At 37.4% G+C, this 14,201-nt stretch carries 18 protein-coding genes; 11 read left to right on the top strand and 7 right to left on the bottom strand.

Annotation, left to right across the window (positions count from 1 at the left end; translation table 11 throughout):
* Positions 1–101: 101 nt before the first annotated feature.
* The 3 genes from B9N79_RS19430 to B9N79_RS19420 form a co-directional block, all read right to left on the bottom strand.
* A complete protein-coding gene (locus B9N79_RS19430) occupies positions 102–653 on the bottom strand; it encodes a GNAT family N-acetyltransferase (protein WP_019390601.1) in 552 nt (183 codons plus the stop codon).
* A 308-nt stretch (positions 654–961) separates the two neighbouring features.
* Entirely contained in the window at positions 962–2,089 is a 1,128-nt protein-coding gene (locus tag B9N79_RS19425) for an amidohydrolase (protein WP_048896692.1), read from the bottom strand.
* Positions 2,090–2,161: 72 nt separating this feature from the next.
* Positions 2,162–3,064, bottom strand: coding sequence for a TIGR01777 family oxidoreductase (locus B9N79_RS19420; RefSeq protein ID WP_019390603.1), 903 nt, complete (start codon positions 3,062–3,064; stop codon positions 2,162–2,164).
* A 54-nt stretch (positions 3,065–3,118) separates the two neighbouring features.
* Between B9N79_RS19420 and recX the strand changes: the two genes are divergently transcribed.
* Positions 3,119–3,934 (top strand): recombination regulator RecX, encoded by an 816-nt coding sequence (recX, locus tag B9N79_RS19415; protein ID WP_040060654.1) that lies wholly within the window; start codon positions 3,119–3,121, stop codon positions 3,932–3,934.
* A 152-nt stretch (positions 3,935–4,086) separates the two neighbouring features.
* Positions 4,087–4,410: a YfhH family protein gene (locus B9N79_RS19410; RefSeq protein WP_019390605.1), complete on the top strand. Its 324-nt coding sequence runs from the start codon at positions 4,087–4,089 to the stop codon at positions 4,408–4,410.
* A gap of 46 nt (positions 4,411–4,456) precedes the next feature.
* Here the strand turns inward: B9N79_RS19410 and B9N79_RS19405 are convergent, their stop codons facing one another.
* Complete coding sequence (locus B9N79_RS19405) at positions 4,457–4,621, bottom strand: YpzG family protein (protein WP_082023755.1); 165 nt, start codon at positions 4,619–4,621, stop codon at positions 4,457–4,459.
* Positions 4,622–4,654: 33 nt separating this feature from the next.
* On the bottom strand, positions 4,655–4,813 hold the full coding sequence (locus B9N79_RS19400) for a small, acid-soluble spore protein K (protein WP_019390607.1): 159 nt from the start codon (positions 4,811–4,813) through the stop codon (positions 4,655–4,657).
* Between the two features lie 126 nt (positions 4,814–4,939).
* Between B9N79_RS19400 and B9N79_RS19395 the strand changes: the two genes are divergently transcribed.
* Entirely contained in the window at positions 4,940–5,209 is a 270-nt protein-coding gene (locus B9N79_RS19395; RefSeq protein ID WP_019390608.1) for a YfhJ family protein, read from the top strand.
* Between the two features lie 24 nt (positions 5,210–5,233).
* On the opposite strand, the gene B9N79_RS19390 is transcribed toward B9N79_RS19395, so the two are convergent.
* Positions 5,234–6,214, bottom strand: a complete 981-nt coding sequence (locus tag B9N79_RS19390; RefSeq protein ID WP_082023754.1) for a metal-dependent hydrolase — start codon at positions 6,212–6,214, stop codon at positions 5,234–5,236.
* A 352-nt stretch (positions 6,215–6,566) separates the two neighbouring features.
* On the opposite strand from B9N79_RS19390, the gene mutY reads away from it, so the two are divergent.
* On the top strand, positions 6,567–7,664 hold the full coding sequence (mutY, locus tag B9N79_RS19385; protein ID WP_040060653.1) for an A/G-specific adenine glycosylase: 1,098 nt from the start codon (positions 6,567–6,569) through the stop codon (positions 7,662–7,664).
* A 32-nt stretch (positions 7,665–7,696) separates the two neighbouring features.
* On the opposite strand, the gene B9N79_RS19380 is transcribed toward mutY, so the two are convergent.
* Positions 7,697–7,921: a hypothetical protein gene (locus tag B9N79_RS19380; protein ID WP_019390611.1), complete on the bottom strand. Its 225-nt coding sequence runs from the start codon at positions 7,919–7,921 to the stop codon at positions 7,697–7,699.
* Positions 7,922–8,073: 152 nt separating this feature from the next.
* Here B9N79_RS19380 and fabL point away from each other — a divergent pair, with 152 nt between their 5' ends.
* From fabL to B9N79_RS19345, 7 genes are all read left to right on the top strand, one after another.
* Positions 8,074–8,823 (top strand): enoyl-[acyl-carrier-protein] reductase FabL, encoded by a 750-nt coding sequence (gene fabL, locus B9N79_RS19375; protein ID WP_019390612.1) that lies wholly within the window; start codon positions 8,074–8,076, stop codon positions 8,821–8,823.
* 68 nt (positions 8,824–8,891) lie between these two features.
* Positions 8,892–9,068, top strand: a complete 177-nt coding sequence (locus tag B9N79_RS19370) for a gamma-type small acid-soluble spore protein (protein ID WP_019390613.1) — start codon at positions 8,892–8,894, stop codon at positions 9,066–9,068.
* A 184-nt stretch (positions 9,069–9,252) separates the two neighbouring features.
* Positions 9,253–9,516 carry a YgaB family protein gene (locus B9N79_RS19365; protein ID WP_040060651.1) on the top strand — a complete coding sequence of 88 codons (264 nt, stop codon included), beginning with the start codon at positions 9,253–9,255 and terminating at the stop codon, positions 9,514–9,516.
* Between the two features lie 225 nt (positions 9,517–9,741).
* A complete protein-coding gene (gene ntdP / locus B9N79_RS19360) occupies positions 9,742–10,281 on the top strand; it encodes a nucleoside tri-diphosphate phosphatase (RefSeq protein WP_019390615.1) in 540 nt (179 codons plus the stop codon).
* Between the two features lie 48 nt (positions 10,282–10,329).
* Positions 10,330–12,072 (top strand): ABC transporter ATP-binding protein, encoded by a 1,743-nt coding sequence (locus B9N79_RS19355; RefSeq protein ID WP_040060649.1) that lies wholly within the window; start codon positions 10,330–10,332, stop codon positions 12,070–12,072.
* Between the two features lie 148 nt (positions 12,073–12,220).
* Positions 12,221–13,231, top strand: coding sequence for an ABC transporter ATP-binding protein (locus B9N79_RS19350; RefSeq protein WP_046218130.1), 1,011 nt, complete (start codon positions 12,221–12,223; stop codon positions 13,229–13,231).
* Positions 13,206–14,174 carry an ABC transporter ATP-binding protein gene (locus B9N79_RS19345; RefSeq protein WP_040060645.1) on the top strand — a complete coding sequence of 323 codons (969 nt, stop codon included), beginning with the start codon at positions 13,206–13,208 and terminating at the stop codon, positions 14,172–14,174. The genes B9N79_RS19350 and B9N79_RS19345 overlap by 26 nt, the downstream gene beginning before the upstream one ends.
* Positions 14,175–14,201: the final 27 nt, after the last annotated feature.

Raw genomic sequence — 14,201 nt, 5'->3', positions numbered from 1 at the left:
GATAGGATGATTCGAACTATTTTAATGATTATCGGGATAATCGTTGTCATTAGTATTATTATGAATTTATTTTAAACAAAAAGCAGTCATTTGACTGCTTTTTATGCCTCTTTTGCCTGCTGTTCTTCGTCTTGTTGACGTAAGCGATAAAGAGTGTAGAGATCTTTTGGAATAGCAAAAAGGTGATACGTATCTTCTTTTTCATTAATTTCATCATATAAGCTTTTATAAAGTTCATTTGCATTAATAACGTATGGAAGTTTTTCAGCTGCTTTAATGGAACGAATATTGCTTTTCCGAATTTTCATAAAGATACGCTCCATTCCAAGCTCATAGAATAGTTCATCAAAGAAAGCATCTTTTGCTACTTGGTTATATCCTTTTCCATGATATGGTTTACCAAGCCACGTACCGAGAAATCCTGCTCCCTCTTCAATATCGAATAGATTGATGGTGCCAATTGGAGCACCCCATTCATCTGTAATTGTTCGTGATATAAGCTCTCCTCGTTCTTCTGCTTCAAGAAGCTGTTTTGTTATGAAAATAAATTCATCATAGGACGCCGGTTTATGACGCACAAAAGGGAAGACTTCTGGATGGACCATAAGCTCATATAAATTTTGACAATCATGTAAATCACGTTTTTTTAACATAGGGTTCCCCTCCATGCGAGGGCAGAATGATAGCATGCTAAAAAACCACCCTCGAAATTTTTTTATAAGTTCAAAAAAATTTCGGGGTGGGAATCGAACCCACTAGAACCAAGTAAAACTTGGTGGCGCACCATTTGCCTTCCCATTTCCAGAAAACAGTATTGACTAAAAAAAGTGACGACTTTTATTAGAAATGAATATCTTTTTTTAGGCTTTAAAAAAAGATATTCAGCAAAATCTTAAGGTCGTAAATGAAAACTTCTTAGATATAATACTAAAGTTTTTTGTAAAAAGGAATAGGCAAAATGTTAATTTTTTTTAAAGAAAATTTCTCCACCAATCATTGTTAAAAAAGGCTTTGCTAAGTAATGGAAGGGATGATAATTCCACAGAACAAGATCTGCATCTTTTCCTCTTTCAATGCTGCCAACTTTATTATCGATGCCTAAGTTTCGAGCAGGGAAAATAGTAATACCTTCAAGTGCTTTTTGCTCATCTAAACCTTCTCGAACAGCAAGGGATGCACATATATTCAGATATTGAACAGGTGTGTAAGGGTGGTCCGTTGTAATAGAAACTTCAACATTTTGTTCTGTTAGGGCACTATAAGTTTTCCAGCTCTTATTACGGAGTTCAACTTTTGAACGGCGCGTTAATGTTGGACCTACGGAAACTTTTAAATTTCGTCCTCCTAAGGCAGAAGTAATGAGATGCCCTTCTGTACAGTGTTCTATTCGTAAATCAAGTTCAAATTCATCAGCAAAGCGAAGAGCCGACAAAATATCATCAGCTCTATGTGCATGAATACGTACAGGAATTTCACGATTCAATGCTTTTACAAGTGGCTGGATGCGTAAGGTATCTGGGTTATCTGTATATTTTGCTTCATAGAAAGCTTCTCGCAACATTCCCATGATGCCCATTCGTGTAATGGAGTCTTTGTTTCCTTGACTGTGAATACGTTTAGGATTTTCACCAAGCGCAATTTTTAGGCCTGCTGTTTCTTTCATAAGTAAATCGGTAATGTTTTTGGCACCTGTTTTAATAACAGAAGTTGTACCCCCTATGACATTCATACTTCCAGGCATAACGTGAACGGTTGTGATGCCATATTCAATTGCATCAGCGAACCCTGAATCAAGCGGATGAACGCTGTCAAATGCTCGGATATGGGGGGTGAGGGGTTCAATGGTTTCGTTCGCATCATTTCCCGCCCAACCAGTTCCTTCATCGTAAAGACCAAGATGTGTATGAACATCAATAAACCCAGGGAATAGAAACAATCCTTCACAATTGATAACTTCCATTTCTTCAGTTAACTCAATGCTTGATCTAACATCTTCAATTTTATTGCCAACAACAAGCACATCGCCTTTTGGTAACATCTCGCTTGTAATTGGAAAAACAGCTGCATTTTTGAACAAGATTTTCTTCATAGTTTTAGCCCCTGTAGTTTTTTACCTATTTTACCATGATAGAAGAAAAAATAATCTTTAAAATATCGAAGATTATCTTTTCTTTAGAGTATTAAATGCTTCTCTTATTTCTTTATGCGAAAACTCATAGCCGTGTTCTTCAAGTTTCTTTGGCAAGGCTTTTTGGCCTTCTAAGACGAGCATGCTCATTTCACCGAGTACACTTTTAATAGCTGAACTCGGTACTTTTAACCAGTGAGGCCTATTTAGAGAGGTACCAAGCTCTATTCCGAATGTTTTCATTCGAACTGGCTGTGGGGAGGTGACATTAACAGGGCCGCTAATGTTTTCATTTATACAAAACTGAAGAATATTAATAACATCTTCAATATGTACCCATGATACCCACTGTGCTCCAGTGCCAATCGTTCCACCAACTCCTATTTTGTACGGCATTTTCATCATTGGAAACGCACCTCCATCACTTCCTAGCACAATGCCAAAACGGGTGAAAACTGTTCTTACTCCATATTTCTCTGCTTTTTTAGCCTCATGTTCCCACTGTTTTACGGTTTTTGCGAGAAAATCTTCTCCTTGTGAAGGAGACTCTTCCGTAAATACGGCTGTTTCAGAAGTCCCATAGTATCCAACAGCACTTCCGTTTATGAGAACTTTCGGTGGCATTTTCATTTTTTGAATCATATGAACAATAGACTTCGTCGCTGCAACCCGACTATCAAAAATGGCACGTTTGTTTTTTGCTGTCCATCTATTTTGAATGGACGCTCCAGCAAGATTTATAATAGCATCAACACCATCTAGCTCAACCTCAGGAGTTGTTCCTTTTGTGAGCCATGGTACATAATGCAAGTGAGGCGTTGTCGAAGCTTTTTCTTTATTTCGTGTTAAAATGTAAACAGCATGATGTTCGGATAGGAGCTTATCAGCAAGCTTAGAACCGACAAATCCTGTTCCTCCAGCAATAGCAATTTTCATGAAATCCTCTCCTTTATAAGGGATAAAATACATTAATAAAGGCGGTGAACTGAAATGCCTGTTGTTACTAAAATTACCACGCAAAAGAAAAATACTGAGCGCTATAATGTTTTTCTTGATTATGGAAAAGGTGAAGAATATGCGTTCAGCGTTGATGAATATGTACTAACAACTTTTGCAATTAGAAAAGGGCAAAACTTAACAGACGATGAAATTGCCGAAATTCAATACGAAGATCATGTTAAAAAAGCGCATAATTTAGCTCTTACCTATTTATCATACCGCATGCGTTCTGTAAAAGAAGTTCAGCAGTATTTACAAACAAAAGAAATGGGTGACGACGCAATCCGTCGGGCAATTGAGAAACTTCTTGAATATCGGTATCTTAACGATTTGGAATTTGCGAAAGCTTACGTTCGCACGCACATGCGAACAAACTCAAAGGGTCCTGGGCTTTTAAAGCAAGAGCTGATTGAAAAAGGAATTACAGGTCCTGATATTGAAGAGTCTCTTCTTGAATATGATGAAGAGCTTCAGTTTGAAAATGCCCTTAAGCTGATTGAAAAAACGAGAAAGAAAAGCCAGAAGCAGTCTGAAAAGATGATGAAGCAAAAAGCTAAAACTACCCTGCTTACAAAAGGATTCGATCTTTCTCTTATCACAAAAGCGCTTCATGAAGTCTCTCTTGAGAAAGATGAAGATGAGCAGTGGGAAGCCTTAAAAAAACAAGGTGAAAAAGCTCATCGACGCTATCGTAAATATGAGGATTTTCAATACACACAGAAAATGAAAACTCATCTTTATCAAAAAGGCTTCCCACTTGAGCAGATAAACAAGCTTCTTGATCATTTAGCCCAGCAAAATGACTAACTATATGTTATTTATGCGATCTTTTGCTACAATTTAAACAATAAAGAAGCCTTCAAAGCTTCTTTATATAGGAAAAAAGGTTTTGTAACCTTTACCACGTAATGATGTTATTAAAACAATCATATAAACAAGAGGGGAAGAAGGGGTCAAAGATGGAGAAAAGATATAGTGAGTACACAGAATATGAGTTAAGACAAGAAATTAGTCAGCTTGGTGAGAAAGCTAGGAAAGCAGAACAACTTGGGATTGTGAATGAATACGCTGTATTAGAGAGAAAGATGGTTCTTGCCAAAGCCTATTTGTTAAATCCTGATCATTTCAAACCTGGGGAAGTTTATGAAATCGAAGGGGATCCTGGCCGTTACTTCAAAATTGATTATTTAAATGGCGTTTTTGCATGGGGAGTTCGTACGGATGAACCTCATAAAGAAGAAGCGCTGCCTATTTCTCTTTTGAAACAAAGCGAAAGCATGTAAGAGCTTGTCTTACATGCTTTTCGCTTGTTCATTTTATTTGAGGGAGTTACGACTGATATTTGCGCATTTGTTTTTCTAACACAATTAATCCTTGAGTTTGTTGAGTTTCGCCATTCACTTGTGAAGACGCATGTTTTGGACTCGACCATGCTTGTTGAAATGGGTTTTGATAGCCTTGATTTGAAAATCGATTTTGTCTATTTTTTCCCACTGTGAGCACCTCCAGAATTATGTTTCGTTAGAGTTAATAATCCGCGCGTTCATTAGAAGCACGCATGCGTTCAGCCGGATGCGTATTAGTTGTTCCATCTGCTCGTTTTGACGCATATTCAGCTTTTGCTCGCGGTTCACCTTCAAATTTGTTATTATTTTGATTTGGGAATCCTTTTGCTTTATTTCGCATCGTGCGTTCGCCCCCTTGTTAGAAGTAACGTGCATAAAGAACATCCTTATGCACGTTTAGTATATGCTATAAGCTTAGCGGGATATGTAACCAGATATTGCCCTAGGACAGAAAGGAAATGAGAAAATGGAAGATATTTTTGAGCGTTTAACAACAATGCTGTTAGAAAAGAACGATAGTCTATCATATGCCAAAGCGCGGACATGGATTGAGCTTTTATGGGAAGACTTTGAAGCAACATATGCTAAAGCAGGTAGGGAGTATAAAGGACAGGAGTTAACAGAGCAAATCGTAACAAACTGGATTAATCATTATGGACCGAGACTGCACGAGTTCAAAACAAGCAATCCAAAATTCAAAGCACTAATGGACAGTGAAGATGATTTAAAACATTAAAAAGAAGTGGAAACCCACTTCTTTTTAGTTTGGTAAATAATCTAGTTTTTTACGGAGTTTCTTTTCACTAAAAATCCATCCTGTATATGAACAGATGATATTTAAATCAAAATCAAGCTGAACAACAGCTACGAACGGATAATATCCTTTACTTCGATAACGAAGGTCAATAAAGCGTACTTCAATATGATCGCTATACTCTGCAGTCTCGAACCTGTATACAGGGGAGAACGAAAGGAATGCTGATAAGTTTTCATCTTGTTTTGCAGCTTCCATAAGCGCTGATGAAGGTTCTTCCATCCGTTCAAAAACATCATGAACTTTGATTTCTCCGTTTGTGGCATTTCCCACATAAAAGTGATTTTTAGCAATGATAGCGAGATGCCAACGATTGAAACGCATTGTTGGTGAAATAATGATCTTTTCTACATTTGGAAGTTGTTTTTTTATTTTATGACGCAAGTTAAGATTCATTGCAATTCGGATAAAATAGTAGACGATAATAACGCCAAAAACCGTAATAAAGGTTGGACCAGGACTTCCACCAATAGCCCAAATGATTATGCCAATGATATGGATAGTGAAAAAGTACGGATCAAACGTATTGATAATCCCAAGAGCTACCCATTTTTGAGAAAAGGGTCGAAATGCCTGTGTTCCATAGGCATTGAAAATGTCGACAAAAACGTGAATAATGACTCCTATAAATGTCCACATCCATAAATCAAAAAGGTGGGCATCTCGAAAAAGTAGATGCAAAATAAATGTAATAAGAAGCGGCCATAGAAGAACGGCAGGAATCGAGTGAGTAATCCCGCGATGGTTCCGGATGTATTTGGCGTTGTTTCTTAATTTCAATATCGTATCAATATCAGGAATAAGTGATCCTGCAATAGCTCCTATCATAACAGCTTCTTTCGTATCTAAATGAGAGGAAACAGTCGGATCTAGCGTTGCTAATCCTCCTAAAGCAATTCCCATAACAATATGTGTTCCAGTATCCAAAAAAAGACCTCCTAATCGTTCGGTTCTAACAGGTCATAACTAATATATGTTAGGCTAAATTCTTGTGATTCATGTTGTTATTTAAACAATTTGCTTTATTGCAAATTGGATTATGTGGATTATAACGCTTTTGAACTCTGTTCATCAAGTTTCACTGTAGAGTTGGTATATAGGTGACAACTTATGGAAGCTTGTTACCTATAGTGTTTAACAATAAGAAACATTATATAGAAGAAAATATTGTAATTATTGCACGCTTTTATTATCTATATTAAACAGACAATAGAATGAAATGGGAAGAAATGAAGAATCCCTATATTCATATTTATCATAATACCTCGGAGGATAGCACATGAAACAAAGTAAAGAAATTGTAAAGGATTTTAATATAGCAAAATTTCAAGAAGATTTGATTGGTTGGTTTACAGCAGAGCAGCGTGATTTACCGTGGCGCCAAGATAAAGATCCGTACAAAGTGTGGGTATCTGAAATTATGCTTCAGCAAACAAGGGTTGATACAGTTATTCCTTATTTTAATAATTTTATAAGTAAATTTCCAACACTTGAACATTTGGCTGATGCTGATGAAGAAGACGTATTAAAAGCATGGGAGGGGCTTGGCTATTATTCGCGAGCGCGCAATCTTCAGTACGCGGTTAGGGAAGTGCGCGACGAGTATGGTGGCATTGTTCCTGAAACAAAAGATGAAGTATCTAAGCTAAAAGGAGTTGGACCATATACAACAGGAGCTATTTTAAGCATTGCCTACGGCGTCCCAGAACCTGCTGTTGATGGAAACGTAATGCGTGTTCTCTCCCGTATTTTGTTCGTATGGGAAGACATTGCGAAGCCAAAAACACGCAAGCTTTTTGATGAACTTGTTTATGCCATAATTTCACATGAGAACCCCTCTTTTTTTAATCAAGGGTTGATGGAACTTGGCGCTCTTATTTGCACACCAAAGTCTCCAGCCTGTTTACTTTGTCCTGTTCAGGAACATTGCAGGGCATTTGAAGAAGGTACACAAAAAGAATTGCCAGTTAAGACAAGTAAGAAATCTGTAAAAGCTGTGGAACTTGCAGCAGCAGTGGTAACAGATGAAAGTGGGAAAGTTCTTATTCATAAAAGGTCAAGTAAGGGACTTCTTGCGAATTTATGGGAATTTCCAAATGTTGAAATTCAGAAAGCTCCTTCTAAGGAAGAGGAATTAACAGCATTCTTAACAGAAAAATATGGGGTGGAAGCTGAAATAGGACAGCCTTTTACAACAATTAGTCACGTTTTTTCACATCTTACATGGCATATTACAGTCTACGAAGGAAAGATTAGAGGGAAAGTAGAAGAGAGCGAAACCCTCAAACTTCTTACATGGGAAGAAGCAGAGCAATATGCTTTTCCTGTTTCACATCAGAAAATGAAGAAGGCATTTAAGGAACGCCAACAAGATTAAACCCTACCCGAGCTTTCTCGGATAGGGAAGTATTAGTCATACACTATTTCAGTTCCATGCGTATAGTCGCCTTCTCTGCGATGAAGGCCACCGCGATTTTGAATTTCATTTATAATTTGACGATGAATCGTTTGTCCTTCACTATTAAGATAAGGCATAATTTGTTGAAGAGAGTGATGAAAGTAAGCAAGTTCGCTGTCTTTCCACTCTTCTTTCCCTATCATTGAAAGAGCAGTCATATCGCGTCCAACATACATAATGGGCGTCCCTCCATACACGTGTTGTGAAATTTATGAGCCTTGTGCGTGCTCGTTTTATTTTTACAACAATGCTTGTCTCTTATACACGGTAAGCATTACAATAAAATAGCAAATTAAGATGATTAATGAATTTAAAATGAGGTGTCATGATGGAAAATAAAGTAGCTTTAATAACAGGAAGTAGTCGCGGAATTGGCAGAGCTACAGCATTACGTTTAGCAAAGGAAGGGTATGACATTGTTGTTAACTATGCGCGTAGCAAAAGCGCAGCCCTTGAACTAGCCGCTGAAATTGAAAGCATTGGACAGCGTGCATTAGTTGTGAAAGCAAACGTTGGAAAAGTGGAGAAAATTAAGGAAATGTTTGCTGAAATTGATCACACTTTTGGCCGTCTTGACGTTTTTGTAAGCAATGCAGCATCAGGTGTTCTTCGTCCAATTATGGAAGTTGAGGAAACGCATTGGAACTGGACAATGGATATTAATAGCAAAGGTTATTTATTCTGTGCTCAAGAAGCGGCAAAAAGGATGGAAAAAACGGGCGGAGGTAAAATTGTTACAATTAGCTCGCTTGGTTCTATGCGCTACTTAGAGAACTACACAACAGTTGGAGTTTCAAAAGCAGCTGTTGAAGCTTTAACACGTTACTTAGCTGTTGAGCTTGCACCGAAGAATATTCAAGTTAACACAGTTTCAGGTGGTGCTGTAGATACGGAAGCATTAAAGCATTTTCCAAACCGTGAAGAGCTTTTAAACGATGCAAGAGAAAATACACCTGCAGGACGTATGGTTGAAATGGATGACATCGTAAATACAGTTATGTTCCTTTTATCTGAAGGAGCAAGCATGATTTGTGGACAAACAATCATTGTTGATGGTGGTCGTTCACTGCTTGTGTAAAAAAATAAATAATTTTGGATAGTTCTTTCACCTTCTGGACATATTAATTTTCGTGGAGGTGAAAGACAATGGCAAAGAAAAATCAAAACCAAACAACAGCTGGTACTAACGTTCAACATGTAAAACAACAAAATGCTCAAGCTAACCAAGGCCAATATGGCACTGAGTATGCTGCTGAAACTGATGTACAACACGTGAAGCAACAAAACGCTCAAGCTAATAAAAACAAAAACCAAAACAGCTAATTTGTAAGTTCAAAAGACACTTCCTTCATTCGGATAGGAAGTGTCTTTTTTCTGTGACAAAACTTGTCTAAACTTTACATATCTCGGCAAAGGGAAAAGCGTGTTAATCAAGAATTAAACTAGTGAAGTAAGTCGCAGAACGTGAAGCATCTACCCATACTAATGATAAAGTGGAGGGAAACGCGTGCAAAAATTTGATCAGTTAGTTGTGAAGCAAATGAAGACAATGGATGAGCTGTTGTTTATTCAATCAGAAATAGAGCGTTGCCAAGAGATTGAAAGAGAGCTTTTAGTACTTCAAGAAGAAACAAAATTAAATTCTTTGCAAGAAGAGATTTCAATCATGAAACAACAGCTGAAGGATATTCAGACAACGTTTCAAAACCAAACTGCATCAATTATCGAAACGTATGAAAAAGAAGCGGTAGAAGAACCGCTTTTTAAATAGGTAAAAAGGGGGCGTCTGGAGTGAATTGTTTGCTCTAGGCACCCCCATTTGTTTTAATTTGTTCTCCAAAAAGTTATAATAGTAAAGAGCCTATGTAGTTACGAACGAATAATTGTAGTTATTAGACAAGATAGACGAAAAGTGGACAAGGGAGAACTCCAAAGCAGTACATAAAAGATTCATAAACAAACGAGAAGAGTTCTAAAATAGAAAGAAGGGGAAAAAATGATTCAACCAGCGGAAGGAGAGCCAATTGAAATCCAAAGCTATAAGCATGATGGCCATATCCATCGCATTTGGGATGAAACGATGATTTTAAAAGGTACCCAAACGCTTATGATTGGTGGCAATGATCGAACGGTTGTAACAGAATCTGATGGTCGGAAATGGGTGACACGAGAACCCGCGATTTGCTATTTTCATTCTCAGCATTGGTTCAATGTGATTGGCATGATTAGAGAAGACGGTATCTACTACTATTGCAACATTAGCTCGCCATTCATTTTAGAAGAAGGTGCATTAAAGTACATTGATTATGATTTAGATATTAAGGTGTTTCCCGATATGACATATACAATTCTTGATGAAGATGAATATGAAGATCATCGGAAGAAGATGAATTATCCACTTGTCATTGATCGGATTTTAAAATATAACCTAGAAAATTTACAAAACTGGATTCGACAAAGAAAAGGACCGTTTGCACCAGACTTTATTGATATGTGGTATGAAAGGTATTTAACATATCGAAGACCGCGCATTTAACCTGTTCCCTTTCTGGCAGGTTTTTTCTATATATGAGGGGGGCCTTGTTTGAGTAGCATAAAAAGATACTTTGTATTTGTAAAACCATACAAATGGAAAATTGTTGCAACAATTATTATTGGTCTTGTTAAATTCTCTTTTCCTCTTACCATCCCACTTATTTTAAAATACGTTGTTGATAATATTTTAGGAGGGAATACTCTTTCAGACAGTGAAAAATTAACAAGACTCTTTTACTTAATGGGATTTATGTTTGTTATATTTGGCCTTCTTCGTCCTCCTGTTGAATATTATCGTCAATATTACGCACAGTGGGTGGCTAACAAAATTTTATACGATATTCGGAGAAAGCTTTTTGATCATATCCAACGTCTAAGCATGCGTTTTTACGCAAATACGAGAGTTGGAGAAGTGATTTCAAGAGTAATCAATGATGTGGAACAAACGAAAACCTTTGTTATTACAGGGCTTATGAACGTTTGGCTTGATACAGCAACTATTTTTATTGCGATTGCTATCATGTTTACAATGAATGTGAAATTAACTATTGTATCGATTATCTTATTTCCAGTCTATGCTTTCACTGTTAAATACTTTTATGGCAGGCTGCGTCATTTAACACGCGTTAGATCTCAAGCTCTTGCAGAAGTGCAAGGTCATCTCCATGAAAGAGTGCAAGGAATCTCGCTTATCAGGAGTTTTTCAGCTGAAGAACATGAGGAAAAAGAATTCGATAAGCATAACGGTAATTTTTTAAAACGAGCTGTTGATCATACAAGTTGGAATGCCAAAACATTTGCAGTTATTAATACAGTAACAGATCTTGCCCCTTTATTAGTAATTGGTTATGCAGGTTATTATGCTATAAAAGGTGGCTTAAGTGTGGGAACGATGGTTGCCTTTGTTACATATATTGATCGTCTGTATAGTCCGTTACGCCGGCTTGTTAACGCTTCAACAACTTTAACTCAAGCAATTGCTTCAATGGATCGTGTTTTTGAATTTATGGATGAAAAGTACGATATTGAAGATAAGCCAGACGCAAAAGAATGTAAGAATATTAAAGGAAGAGTGACTTTTGAAAATGTCTCTTTTTCTTATGAAGATGAAGAAGTGCTTCATAACATTTCTCTGGATGTGCCAAGTGGAAAATCAACCGCATTTGTTGGAATGAGCGGAGGAGGAAAATCCACAATTATTAGTTTAATTCCTCGCTTTTACGATGTAAGTAAAGGGGTTTTGCGCATTGATGGAGAGGATATTCGTTCTTTCAAAGTGCGAAGCTTGCGCGACCAAATAGGAATTGTTATGCAGGACAATGTTTTATTTAGTGATTCTATTCGGGCCAACATTGCTTTTGGAAACCCAGAAGCAAGTGAAGCGGAAATTATCGAATCTGCTAAAGCAGCAAATGCTCATGACTTCATCTTAGAACTTCCTGAAGGATATGATACAAAAGTGGGAGAACGAGGTGTCAAGCTTTCGGGAGGTCAGAAACAACGTATTGCGATTGCTCGCGTATTTTTGAAAAACCCACCAATTCTTATTTTTGACGAAGCAACTTCTGCACTTGACTTGGAAAGTGAACACATTATTCAAGAAGCCGTTGAAAAGTTAGCAAAAAATCGTACGACATTCATTGTCGCTCACAGATTATCTACGATTACACATGTAGACGAAATTGTTCTTGTAGAAAATGGAAGAATTAAAGAGAGAGGATCACATGAGGAGCTAATGAAGAAAAAGGGAAGTTACTATAGTCTCTTTAGCGTGCAACAATTGGATGGATAAAAATGTCGAAAACTTATTTAAGTTTTCGACATTTTTTTACACCTACTTAAAAACTTTTGTATTATAATTTTCTCAACTGTAATTTTCTGATAAGTCAGAAAATTACAGTTGAGGATGTTTTCTAAATTTTTATATAAGGAGTGAGGCTGTGGAATCTGAAAAAGTGATTGATGTACAGAACTTGCGCATCTCTTTTAAAACAGAAGATGGCAGGGTGCCAGCAGTTGATGGCATTACGTTTCATATTAAAAAAGGCGAGATTTTAGGAGTAGTAGGCGAATCAGGGTGTGGTAAGAGTATTACATCTCTATCGCTTATGAAACTTGTCCCTGAGCCCCCAGGTATTGTTGAAGCAGATTCTATGCTGTTCAATGAGATCAACCTTATGAACCTCTCAGAAAAGCAAATGCGAGAAATACGAGGAGACGACATTTCAATGATTTTTCAAGAGCCTATGACGTCCCTTAACCCTCTTTTTACAATTGGCTCACAGCTCACTGAAGCAATACGCATACATAGAAAATGGAGTAAGAAGCAAGCGAAAGAGCGGGTTTTGGACATGCTGAAGCTTGTTGGTCTTCCTCGAGTTGAAGAGCTTATAAAAAACTATCCACATCAGCTTTCTGGAGGAATGAGACAGCGTGTAATGATTGCGATGGCTCTTTTATGTGACCCGAAGTTACTTATTGCAGATGAGCCGACAACAGCTCTTGATGTAACCATTCAAGCTCAAATTCTTCAGTTAATGAAAGAATTAAATGAAGAATTAAATACAGCAATTATGCTTATCACTCACGACCTTGGAGTTGTTGCTGAAGTGTGTGATCGGGTCATGGTTATGTATGCGGGAAAAATTATTGAAGAAACAGACGTTCTCACCCTTTTTAAAAATTCAAAACATCCGTACACAAGGGGCCTCATTAAATCTGTTCCTGATAAAAGAATAAAGAAAGATCGGTTGTATTCTATTCCTGGTAATGTTCCTAAGCCAGGATCTATTAAACAAGGTTGTCATTTTGCTAGTCGCTGTGAATTTGTAACAGAGCGATGTCTTATCGAAACCCCACCTATTTATCATCTTAAAAACTATCATAAAGTACGCTGCTTCTTACATGAAGAGGAGGGGGTTAGAGATGAGCAAAGCATTGCTACAAGTTAATGGTCTCAAAAAGTACTTTTTAAATAGAGAAGGAATATTAGGAAGAAAGGTTGGCAATGTAAAAGCAGTTGATGATTTAAAGTTTGAGGTATATGAAGGCGAAACCCTTGGGATTGTAGGAGAAAGTGGATGTGGGAAATCAACGATGGGCAGATTATTGCTGCGCTTAATTGAGCCAACAGAAGGCAGTGTTACCTTTCAAGGAAAAGAGGTTACAAATCTCTCTAAAAAAGCTGTTCGCTCACTGAGAAGAGATATGCAGATGGTTTTTCAAGATCCATTTGCTTCGTTAAATCCCCGCCATAACGTTGAGAAAATTTTAGAAGAACCGCTTATTGTTCATGGAATTGGTTCAAAAAAAGAGCGGAAGAAAAAAGTACAAGAGATGCTTGAAATAGTAGGTCTCAGTGCGTATCATAGCAAGCGCTATCCACACCAATTTAGCGGTGGCCAAAGACAAAGAATAGGAATTGCCAGAGCTCTAATGACGAACCCTCGTCTTATTGTTGCAGATGAACCTGTTTCAGCACTCGACGTTTCGATTCAATCGCAAGTGTTAAATCTGATGGAACATTTACAAAAAGAATTTGGACTTACATACATCTTTATTTCTCACGACCTTGGCGTTGTTCGTCATATTAGCGACAGAGTTGGAGTGATGTATTTAGGTCAACTTGTAGAGCTTACAGACAGTGAACGTCTTTATGAGAAAGCTTTTCATCCTTACACAGAAGCATTGCTATCTGCTGTTCCTATTCCAGATCCAGAAGCCAAAAAAGAGCAAGTTGTTTTAAATGGAGATTTACCAAGCGCATCTGCTGCTCCTGTTGGCTGTGCTTTTCATACGCGCTGCCCTAAATGTATGGATGTTTGTAAAGAAAAGCGTCCAATTTTTAGGGAAGTAGAGGAAAAACATTATGTAGCCTGTCACTTGTATGAGTAAAGATGACAGAATTTTTAAAAATATCAT

The organism is Priestia filamentosa, assembly GCF_900177535.1.
Lineage (GTDB): Bacteria > Bacillota > Bacilli > Bacillales > Bacillaceae_H > Bacillus_I > Bacillus_I filamentosa.
The sequence above is the reverse complement of the archived record's forward strand: the minus strand, read 5'-3'. Positions and strand labels throughout refer to the sequence as shown.

Bases quoted from the DNA above. Each gene is read 5' to 3' on its own strand.
- B9N79_RS19425 (WP_048896692.1), bottom strand. From the start codon at position 2,089: ATGAAGAAAATCTTGTTCAAAAATGCAGCTGTTTTTCCAATTACAAGC.
- B9N79_RS19420 (WP_019390603.1), bottom strand. From the start codon at position 3,064: ATGAAAATTGCTATTGCTGGAGGAACAGGATTTGTCGGTTCTAAGCTT.
- B9N79_RS19345 (WP_040060645.1), top strand. From the start codon at position 13,206: ATGAGCAAAGCATTGCTACAAGTTAATGGTCTCAAAAAGTACTTTTTA.
- B9N79_RS19410 (WP_019390605.1), top strand. From the start codon at position 4,087: ATGGAGAAAAGATATAGTGAGTACACAGAATATGAGTTAAGACAAGAA.
- ntdP (WP_019390615.1), top strand. From the start codon at position 9,742: ATGATTCAACCAGCGGAAGGAGAGCCAATTGAAATCCAAAGCTATAAG.
- B9N79_RS19370 (WP_019390613.1), top strand. From the start codon at position 8,892: ATGGCAAAGAAAAATCAAAACCAAACAACAGCTGGTACTAACGTTCAA.
- B9N79_RS19380 (WP_019390611.1), bottom strand. From the start codon at position 7,921: ATGTATGTTGGACGCGATATGACTGCTCTTTCAATGATAGGGAAAGAA.
- mutY (WP_040060653.1), top strand. From the start codon at position 6,567: ATGAAACAAAGTAAAGAAATTGTAAAGGATTTTAATATAGCAAAATTT.
- B9N79_RS19400 (WP_019390607.1), bottom strand. From the start codon at position 4,813: ATGCGAAATAAAGCAAAAGGATTCCCAAATCAAAATAATAACAAATTT.
- B9N79_RS19395 (WP_019390608.1), top strand. From the start codon at position 4,940: ATGGAAGATATTTTTGAGCGTTTAACAACAATGCTGTTAGAAAAGAAC.
- recX (WP_040060654.1), top strand. From the start codon at position 3,119: ATGCCTGTTGTTACTAAAATTACCACGCAAAAGAAAAATACTGAGCGC.
- fabL (WP_019390612.1), top strand. From the start codon at position 8,074: ATGGAAAATAAAGTAGCTTTAATAACAGGAAGTAGTCGCGGAATTGGC.
- B9N79_RS19430 (WP_019390601.1), bottom strand. From the start codon at position 653: ATGTTAAAAAAACGTGATTTACATGATTGTCAAAATTTATATGAGCTT.